At 72.9% G+C, this 9496-nt stretch carries 5 protein-coding genes and 1 pseudogene; 2 read left to right on the forward strand and 4 right to left on the reverse strand.

What is annotated here, in order from left to right; all coding sequences use genetic code 11:
• Positions 1-126 (reverse strand): annotated as a pseudogene (locus tag NCC78_RS22010) (DNA polymerase III subunit delta'); the annotation flags it as partial.
• Entirely contained in the window at positions 126-2189 is a 2064-nt protein-coding gene (gene tmk / locus NCC78_RS22015) for a dTMP kinase (protein ID WP_250796739.1), read from the reverse strand. The pseudogene NCC78_RS22010 and the gene tmk, both read right to left, overlap by 1 nt.
• 340 nt (positions 2190-2529) lie before the next feature.
• Here tmk and NCC78_RS22020 point away from each other — a divergent pair, with 340 nt between their 5' ends.
• A complete protein-coding gene (locus NCC78_RS22020; RefSeq protein WP_250796732.1) occupies positions 2530-3738 on the forward strand; it encodes an amino acid deaminase/aldolase in 1209 nt (402 codons plus the stop codon).
• 277 nt (positions 3739-4015) lie between these two features.
• Here the strand turns inward: NCC78_RS22020 and NCC78_RS22025 are convergent, their stop codons facing one another.
• Positions 4016-4591: a TetR/AcrR family transcriptional regulator gene (locus NCC78_RS22025; protein ID WP_250796734.1), complete on the reverse strand. Its 576-nt coding sequence runs from the start codon at positions 4589-4591 to the stop codon at positions 4016-4018.
• A 225-nt stretch (positions 4592-4816) separates the two neighbouring features.
• On the opposite strand from NCC78_RS22025, the gene NCC78_RS22030 reads away from it, so the two are divergent.
• Complete coding sequence (locus NCC78_RS22030) at positions 4817-6130, forward strand: D-arabinono-1,4-lactone oxidase (protein ID WP_250796737.1); 1314 nt, start codon at positions 4817-4819, stop codon at positions 6128-6130.
• Between the two features lie 88 nt (positions 6131-6218).
• On the opposite strand, the gene topA is transcribed toward NCC78_RS22030, so the two are convergent.
• Entirely contained in the window at positions 6219-9044 is a 2826-nt protein-coding gene (topA, locus tag NCC78_RS22035; protein ID WP_250796738.1) for a type I DNA topoisomerase, read from the reverse strand.
• Positions 9045-9496 lie beyond the last annotated feature (452 nt).

Genomic DNA, 9496 nt, shown 5'->3' on the forward strand with positions numbered 1-9496 from the left:
CGGGACCGCCGCGCCCGGGCGGGCGTCGGCGGCGGCGCGCAGCACGGCGGCCGCGGCGGCGGCGGCCCGGCGCAGGGTGTCCACCGCCTCGTCCTGCCCGACCAGGTCGGCGAAGACGTCCGGCATCAGGTCCGCTGCTCCATCGTCACCAGCTCCGAGTCGGATAACTCCGGCTGCACCGAGGTGTCCGGCCCCTGTGCGGGGCGCGGGTGCACGATGCCGCCGGGCGCGCCGACCATCTCCTGGACCCGCCGGGCCACCTGAGCGGCGATCTCCTCCGCCGGGCGGGACGCGTCGAGCACCAGGTAGCGCTTCGGGTCGGCGGCGGCGAGGTCGAGGAAGGCGTACCGGACCCGCTCGTGGAAGGAGATCGACTCGGCCTCCAGCCGGTCGGCGCCCGCGCTGCGGGCGGCCACCCGGGACAGGCCGGTGCGGGGGTCGACGTCGAGCAGCACCACCAGGTCGGGCTTGAGCCCACCGGTGGCCCAGGAGGAGAGCCAGGAGACCTCGTCGACCGGGAGCGTCCGCCCCGCGCCCTGGTACGCCAGGGACGAGTCGACGTACCGGTCGCTGATCACCACGCCGCCCCGGACCAGCGCCGGCCGGACCACGGTGGCCACGTGGTGCGCCCGGTCAGCGGCGTAGAGCAGCGCCTCGGCGCGGGGCGACGGCGCCTGGTCACCGGTGGTGTCCAGCACCAGCGACCGGATCCGCTCGCCCACGGCGGTGGCCCCGGGTTCCCGGGTGACCACCACGTCCCGCCCCTGCCCGCGCAGCCGCTCGGCGAGCGCGGCGAGCTGGGTGGACTTGCCGGCGCCCTCGCCGCCCTCGAAGACCACGAAGAGCCCGGCGGAGACGAACGGCTCGGCCGGCATCAGCGGGCGGCCCCGGATCGAGCCCCAGAGGTCGGCCAGGACCGGGACGCCCTTCTTGTCGTCCATCTGGCCGAACGCGCTGATCCCGGCGAAGATGCCGGCGGCGCCCGCGGCGAGCAGCAGCAACCGGGTCGAGGAGATCGAGACGCCGAGGTCGGCGATCTCCAGCATGCGGGAGCCGCCGACGCCGGCGAGCAGGCTGCTCAGGCCGATCGCCAGGATGAGCACCAGCCGGGTGCCGATCTGCACCACCGCGAAGACCCGGCCGCGCACCTCGTCGGCGATCTCCCCGCCGAGCAGGGTGGTGCCGGAGAGGAAGGCCATGCCGGCGCCCGCGCCGACCAGGATCGCGCCGACCATCGCCATCGACAGGTGGATGGCGAAGGCGAGCGTCATGACCGAGGCGCTGGCCAGCACGATGCTCATGCCGAACCAGCGGCGGCGGGACATCTCCTTGACGATCATCGGGCCGAGCCCGATGCCGAGCGCCAGGCCGATGAAGATCGCGCCGAAGAGCAGGTAGAAGGCGGCGTCACCGGCGCCCAGCGAGTTGGCGAAGAAGCGCGCGGTGCCGATCACGATGCCGCCGCCGGCGAAGGCGCCGAAGATGCCGAGCACCAGGCCACGGACCAGCGGGGTCTGCCCGATGAACCGCCAGCCCTCCTTGAACTGCCGCAGCAGGCTCTGCTCGGTGCGGTCCCCCTCGTCGGCCTGCCCCTGGCTGATCTCCTTGATCCCGAACGCCACCACCAGCGCGGTGGCCAGCCGGGAGACCGCGTTGAACCAGAGCGCCAGTTGGGCCGGCTCGGCCCAGTTGGGCGGGTTTCCGTCCACCGCGCCCCGCACGACGGCGTCCAGCGCGGCGAGGATCAACGCCGCGAGGACCGGCGTGAGGCCGTACGTGGTGATCAGGGTGAGCTGGTTGGCCGCTTCCAGCCGGGCACGCGGGATCAGGTTGGGGACCGCGGCCTCCTTGGCCGGGATCCAGAGCAGGGTGAGCGACTCGATGAGGAAGGTCGCGACCGTGGCCCAGCCGACCACCACGCCGCCGCTGGCGCCGAGGAGCGCGACCAGCGGGATCGAGGCGAAGAGCAGGAAGCGCAGCACGTCGCAGATGACCATCGTCCAGCGCCGGTCGAACCGGTCGGCGAGCACTCCGGCGATCGGGCCGAGCACCAGCGCGGGCAGCAGCCGGATGGCGATGACGCCACCGAAGGCCGCGCCCTTGGCCGTGCTCCCCTCGACCTGGGAGGCGGCGAAGACGGAGGTGGCGAGCAGGCCGAACCAGTCGCCGAAGGCGGCCGCGCCGAGCACGATCCAGAGCCGCCGGAACGGGGTGATCCGCAGCACCGAGCGGATGGCGGCGTAGCCGGACCGGTCGGCCTGGTTGCCGGACGGGCCGGCGGGAGCGCCGGACTGGCTCGCGGCCGGCGACACGCCGGGCGACTCGCCGTTCTGCTGGCTTTCGATGGCCGTACCTCCACGTGCCGGCCCATCGCTGGGCATTCCCGGTGCAACACTCTAGACCCGACGGGAGCCTCCCCCGCCGCGACATTCTCCTGCTCGCCGAGCCTAGGCCGCCGCGACCACCACTCGCAGCCCGGACAGAAGCGAGGGTATTTCACATTGACCGCCGGACAGTTAGCGTGCACACGTGGCCATCGAAAGCGACATACTTCGCGAGCGACTTGACCGGGCGACCGCCCACCTCGATCCGCCGTACGCGGTGGTCGACCTCACGGCCTTCGACGCCAACGCCGCCGCGCTGGTCGATCGCGCCGGGGGCAAGCCGGTCCGGGTGGCCAGCAAGTCCGTCCGCGCCCGTGACCTGATCGGCCGGGCGCTGGGCCGGCCCGGCTGGCACGGCGTGATGGCCTTCACCCTGCCCGAGGCGATCTGGCTGGTCCGCGCCGGTGTGGCCGACGACGTGCTGGTGGCGTACCCCACGGCCGACCGGGGGGCGCTCGCCGAACTGGCCGCCGATCCGGCGCTCGCCGCCACGGTGACCCTGATGATCGACGGGACCGACCAGCTCGACCTCGTCGACGCCGTGCGCGCGCCGGGACGGCGGCCCGAGCTCCGGGTCTGCCTCGAACTGGACGCCTCGTGGCGGCCGCTCGGCGGGCGGGTGCACGTCGGCGTCCGCCGCTCCCCGGTGCACAGCGCCCGGGCCGCCGGCGCGCTCGCCGCCACCGTCGCCGGCCGCGCCGGCTTCCGGCTGGTCGGGCTGATGGCGTACGAGGCGCAGATCGCCGGCCTGGGCGACGCGCCGCCCGGGCGGGCGGTGCTCGGCTCCGCGATCAGGCTGGCCCAGCGCGGGTCGTACCGCGAGTTGCTGGCCCGCCGGGGCGCGGCGGTGGCTGCGGTACGCGAGCACGCCGAGCTGGAGTTCGTCAACGGCGGCGGCACCGGCAGCGTGGCCGCGACCAGCGCCGATCCCGCGGTCACCGAGGTCACCGCGGGATCGGGCCTGTACGGGCCGACGCTGTTCGACGCCTACCGCGCCTGGCGCCCCACCCCGGCGGCGTTCTTCGCCTGCGCGGTGGTCCGCCGCCCGGCGCCCGGCCTGGCCACCGTGCTCGGTGGCGGCTGGATCGCCTCCGGTCCGGCCGAGGCGAGTCGGCTTCCCCGCCCGTGGCTGCCCGCCGGCCTGAAGCTGATCGGCACCGAGGGGGCCGGCGAGGTGCAGACCCCGCTGGCCGGCACGGCGGCCGGCACGCTGCGGGTCGGCGACCGGGTGTGGTTCCGGCACGCCAAGGCCGGTGAACTCGCCGAACACGTCAACGAGCTGCACCTGGTGGAGGGGGACACGGTGGTGGCCACCGTGCCGACATACCGGGGCGAGGGCCGGGCGTTCCTCTGAACGCCCGCCCGGCCCGTCCCGGGCCGTCCCGCACCGGGCCGTCCGGTCGCACCCCGAACGGTCCGTCGCTCTTCCTGCCACCCGGTCGCACCCCGGGTCACGTCTTCGTCGTGCTCCCCGGTCGCACCCGGGTCTGTTCCTGCCGTCTCCCCCGGTCGCACTCCCGGGTCTGTGCCGTCGCGCCGCCCGGTCGCACCCCGGACTCCGTGCCACCCGGTCGCACCCGGGTTCCGTTCCTCGCGTCGCCGCCCGAGCACCACGGGCCGGCGTTACCCGCTCAGCCCGGCTGGGTGACCTGCGTCCGGGCGTCGACCTGCCGGTGCAGGTACTCCCGGATCAGGGCCTTCGCCTCGACCAGCACCCGGTCGTCGCCGTCGGCCTGCCGACGGAACGCCAGCTTGATCAGCGCGTCAGCCGCCTCCACGGCGATCTCCAGGTGGAAGCGGAGCTCGGGGACGTCGGCCAGGCCGAAACGGTCGGTGAGCACCCGGGCCAACTGGTCCGCGATCACCCCGTTGTTGTCCCGCTGCTCATCGAGCAGGTGCAGGTCGACCACGTCGCCGAAGTGCAGGGTACGGAAGCCCGGGACCGTGCGGTGCATCGAGATGTACTCGTCGATCCCGGCGTCGACGCCGTCCCACCAGTGGGTCATCTCGTCCGAGGCGAACCGCTCGTCGAGGCGCTGGAGGTAGGACTCCATCGTCCGCAGGGTCAACGCCTGCACGATCGCCCGCTTGTCGGGGAAGAACTGGTAGACCGATCCGATCGCCACCTCGGCACGCTCGGCGAGCAGCGTCGTGGTCAGCCCCTCGTACCCCACCTCGTCGACAAGCTCGGCGCAGGCGTCCAACATCCGTTGGACCCGAGCGACGCTTCGACCCTGCACCGGTACCCGGCGCAGCGGCCCGGTCGTGGCGGCTGGTGTGGACACTCGGCGCCACCCCCCTTCGAGAAATGAACATATCTGCACGTCACGAAACCGTGACTACCGGTACAACGAGCAGACCTCAATTGCGGTATTTACCAGGTACAACGTTCCTGATATGAAGTCAGTTCATATTCATCATGAGGAGCGCGCATGGCCGGCACCGCACCGCCCACCGCCGCCTGGTCCAACTGGGCCGGCAACCAACGCGCCACCGCCACCGCCATCCTGCGCCCCACCTCCGTCGCCGACGTCACCGAGGCCGTCCGCGACGCCGCCGGGACCGGCGGGCGGATCCGGGCGGTCGGCAGCGGCCACTCCTTCACCGGCGTCGCCGTCACCGACGGCCGGCGGATGGAACTGACCGAACTCGACACCCCGGTACGCGTCGACGTCGATCGCCGACTGGTCACCGTACCGGCCGGGATGACGCTGCGCGCGCTCAACGAGCTGCTCGCCGCGCACGGACTGGCCCTGCCCAACCTCGGGGACATCGACGCCCAGACGATCGCCGGGGCGATCTCCACCGGCACCCACGGCACCGGCGCGGCGTACGGCTGCCTGTCGACCTTCGTCGAGGCGCTCACCCTGGTCACCGGCACCGGCGAGGTGCTGCGCTGCTCCGCCACCGAGCACCCCGACGTGTTCGCCGCCGCCCGGGTGTCACTCGGCGCGCTCGGGGTGCTGGTCGAGGTGACCCTGCGCTGCGTCGACGCCTTCGTCCTCCTCGCCCACGAACGGCCGGCGCCGCTGGTATCCGTGCTCGGCGAACTGTCCACCCTGGTCGCGGCCCACGACCACGTCGAGTTCTACTGGTTCCCGTACACCGACCGGGTGCAGGTCAAGACCAACGACCGGGTGCCCGCCGACGACCGGCCGCTGTCCCGGTGGCGCGGCTGGCTGGACGACGAGTTCCTGTCGAACACCGTCTTCGCCGGGGCCTGCCGCCTCGGCCGCGCCGTGCCGGCGCTGGCCCCGGGGATCAGCGCCATCTCCGCCCGGGCGCTCACCGAACGTCGCTACACCGGCCGCTCCGACCGGGTCTTCTGCACCCCGCGCCGGGTCCGCTTCGTGGAGATGGAGTACGCGCTGCCGCGCGACGCCCTGCCCACCGCCCTGGCCGAGCTACGGCGGATCGTGGACGCGCTGCCGTTCAAGGTGCTCTTCCCGGTCGAGGTGCGGTTCACCGCCGCCGACGACATCTGGCTCTCCCACGGCTACGGGCGCGAGTCGGCGTACGTGGCGATCCACCAGTACGTCGGCATGCCGTACGAGCCCTACTTCCGGGCGTTCGAGGAGGTGGCGGCCGGCCTCGGTGGGCGCCCCCACTGGGGCAAGCTGCACTGGCGCGACGCCGCGACGCTCGCCCCCGCGTACCCCAGCTTCGCCGACTTCCAGGCCATCCGCGCCCGCCTCGACCCCGACCGCCTCTTCACCACCCCGCACCTGGACCACCTACTCGGCTGACACCCACCCACCAGCCGGCCGGCTCGCCCGAGATCGTGGAAGGAAGCCGGAGGGGCCGAAACCTTCCAATATCTCGCGAGGACCGGGCTTACTCGGTGGTGGTGGTGGTCTTGCGGGGGGCTGCCTTCTTGGCGGGGGTGGCCTTGGCGGTCGTGGTCTTCTTGGCGGCCGTGGACTTCGCCGCCGCCGCCGTCTTCTTCGCCGCCGCCTTCTTGGCCGGGGCGGCCTTCTTCGCCGGGGCCTTCTTGGCGGCCGCCTTCTTCGGGGCCGGACCCTTCGCCCGCTTGTCGGCGAGCATCTCCGAGGCCTGCTCGATGGTCAGCTCCTCCGGGGTCTGCCCCCGGCGCAGCGACGCGTTGAACTCGCCGTCGGTGACGTACGGCCCGAACCGGCCGTCCTTGATGACCAGGGGCTTCTCGGTCAGCGGGTCGACGCCCATCTCCCGCAGCGGCGGCGCGGCGGCCCGACGCTGGCGGGCCTTCGGGGCGGCCAGCAGGGCCAGCGCCTCGTCGAGGGTGACGGTGAACATCTTGTCTTCCGAGTCCAGCGAGCGGAACTCCTCGCCGCGCTTGACGTACGGGCCGTAGCGGCCGTTGTTGGCGAAGACCTCCACGCCGTCCGGGGCCACCCCGACCAGCCGGGGCAGGCTGAGCAGCTTGAGCGCCTCGTCGAGGGTGAGCGAGTCCGGCGTCTGCGAACGCAGCAGCGAGGACTTCCGTTCACCGCTGGACACGTACGGGCCGAACCGGCCGGACTTGAGCAGGATCGGCTCGCCGGTGCCGGGGTCGTCGCCGAGCTTGCGCTCGCCCCCGCCGCCGAGGAAGAGCTCGTTCACCTTCTCCGGGGTCAGTTCGTCGGGCGCCAGCCCCTCGGGGATCGGCGCCCGGTCGCCCTGGCCGCCACCCTCCTCGCCCTCCGCCTTCGGGGCCGGCTGGTCGCCCGGCAGCGCCCGCTGCAGGTACGGCCCGAACCGGCCCACCCGGACGACGACCTCGCGGCCCTCCTCGTCGGTGTGCAGCGGGATCGAGTTGACGCTGCGCGCGTCGATGTCGGTCAGGTTCTCGGTGACCAGCTTCTTCAGCCCGCCGGCGTGGGCGATCGCCTGGTCGCCGGTGCCGTTGGTGCTGCCGAAGTAGAAGGCGGTGAGGAAGTCGACGGCGGCATGCTCCCCGCCGGCGATCTCGTCGAGCTCGTTCTCCATGGTGGCGGTGAAGTCGTAGTCGATCAGGCGCGGGTAGTGCCGCTCCAGCAGCCCGATCACCGCGAACGCCAGGAAGGTCGGGATCATCGCCTGGCCGCGCTTGGTGACGTACCCCCGGTCCTGGATCGTCTGCATGATCGAGGCGTACGTGGACGGGCGGCCGATGCCCAGCTCTTCGAGGGCCTTGACCAGCGACGCCTCGGTGTAGCGCGACGGCGGCTGGGTGTGGTGGCCCTGCGCGGCCAGCTCGTCGGCGGTCAGCGGCTGCCCCTTGGCCAGGTTCGGCAGCCGGCGCTCGGCGTCCTCGGCCTCGGCGTTCTCGTCGTCGCTGGACTCCACGTACGCCCGCAGGAAGCCCGGGTCGGTGATGGTCTTGCCGGTCGCGCCGAAGTCGGCCTCCTCCTGGGCGGAGGAGACCGCGCGGATGCGCACCGAGACGCTGGAGCCGACCGCGTCGGTCATCTGGGAGGCGATGGTGCGCCGCCAGATCAGCTCGTAGAGCTTGAACTCCTCGGCCGACAGCTCCTTGGCCACGTCGCCCGGGGTGCGGAAGTTGTCCCCGGCGGGGCGGATCGCCTCGTGCGCCTCCTGGGCGTTCTTCACCTTGCCGGTGTAGCGGCGCGGCTCCGGCGGCACGCTGCGCTCGCCGTACAGCTCGACGATCTGCCGGCGGGCCGCCGAGATGGCGGTCTCCGACAGGTTCACCGAGTCGGTACGCATGTAGGTGATGTAGCCGTTCTCGTAGAGCCGCTGCGCGGTGCGCATCGTCTGCTGCGACGACAGGCGCAGCTTGCGGGCCGCCTCCTGCTGGAGGGTGGAGGTGATGAACGGCGCGTACGGGCGGCGCCGGTAGGGCTTCTCCTCGACCCGGGTGACGGCGAACGGCCGCCCCGCCAGGCGGGCGGCGAGCCCTCTGGCCCCGCCCTCGTCCAGGTGGACGACCCCGGCGCCGGCCCGGACGCGACCCGTGGTCGGCTCGAAGTCCTTGCCGGTGGCGATCCGGTCGCCGTTCAGCGCGACCAGGGTGGCGTTGAAGGTGCGCGGCCCCTCACCGGCGTTTGCCACGGCGAGGGTGGCGAGGATGTCCCAGTACTCGGCGGTGCGGAAGGCCATCCGCTGCCGTTCCCGCTCCACCACGATCCGGGTCGCCACGGACTGCACCCGGCCCGCCGAGAGCTTCGGCATGACCTTCTTCCACAGCACCGGGGAGACCTCGTAGCCGTAGAGCCGGTCGAGGATGCGCCGGGCCTCCTGTGCGTCGACCAGGTCCCGGTCGATCTCGCGCGGGTTGGCCACCGCGGCCTGGATCGCCGGCTTGGTGATCTCGTGGAAGACCATCCGCTTGACCGGCACCTTGGGCTTGAGCGTCTCCACCAGGTGCCAGGCGATCGCCTCGCCCTCGCGGTCCTCGTCCGTCGCCAGGAAGATCTCGTCGACCTCCTTGGCGAGCTTCACCAGCTTGCTGATCTGCTGCTTGCGGTCGGCGGAGACCACGTAGAGGGCGTGGAAGCCGTTGTCGACGTCCACCCCGAGCCGGGCCCACGGCTCACCCTTGTACTTGGCCGGCACGTCGGCGGCGTTGCGCGGAAGGTCGCGGACGTGACCGAAGCTGGCCTCCACGACGTACCCCGGGCCGAGGTAGCCCGAGATCGTCTTGGCCTTCGCCGGGGACTCGACGATGACCAGACGGGTGGTTCCAGCGTTGCTCGGCACGTCTCTCTCCGACCTCACTCCTGTTCGCCGCCCGGGGCCCGTGCGGATCGACGTCGACCCGGTCCGGCCCGGCGGTCCGGATGTCCAACGTAACGCGCCGCCCACGTTTCGGGTTTCGCGGGCGGCAAACCGCGCCGACGGGTCTGTCGTCCGCCGTCGAGGTGCGGCTGGTGGTGCCGGACGGCGCCACCGTACACCGTGGGTAGGGCCGCAAGCGGGACACTGTGCCGATGCCGGCCCCTCGGCCGAGCCGTCACCCCACCTTTGACCTGCGCAAACAGGCACGCGGTTGTCCTGGATCGGACACCCGGCGCGGCCGGGTCAGGCGCGGGTGGGCCAGGCGGCGGCGGGCGCGGCGGACGGGCGGTCGCCGACCAGCTCGGCCAGCCGGGCCATCCGGCGGCGGCCGGTGATCCGGTAGGCCGGGCCCCCGTCGGCCGGTCCGAGCAGCG

Source organism: Micromonospora phytophila (assembly GCF_023656545.1).
Taxonomy (GTDB): domain Bacteria; phylum Actinomycetota; class Actinomycetes; order Mycobacteriales; family Micromonosporaceae; genus Micromonospora; species Micromonospora phytophila.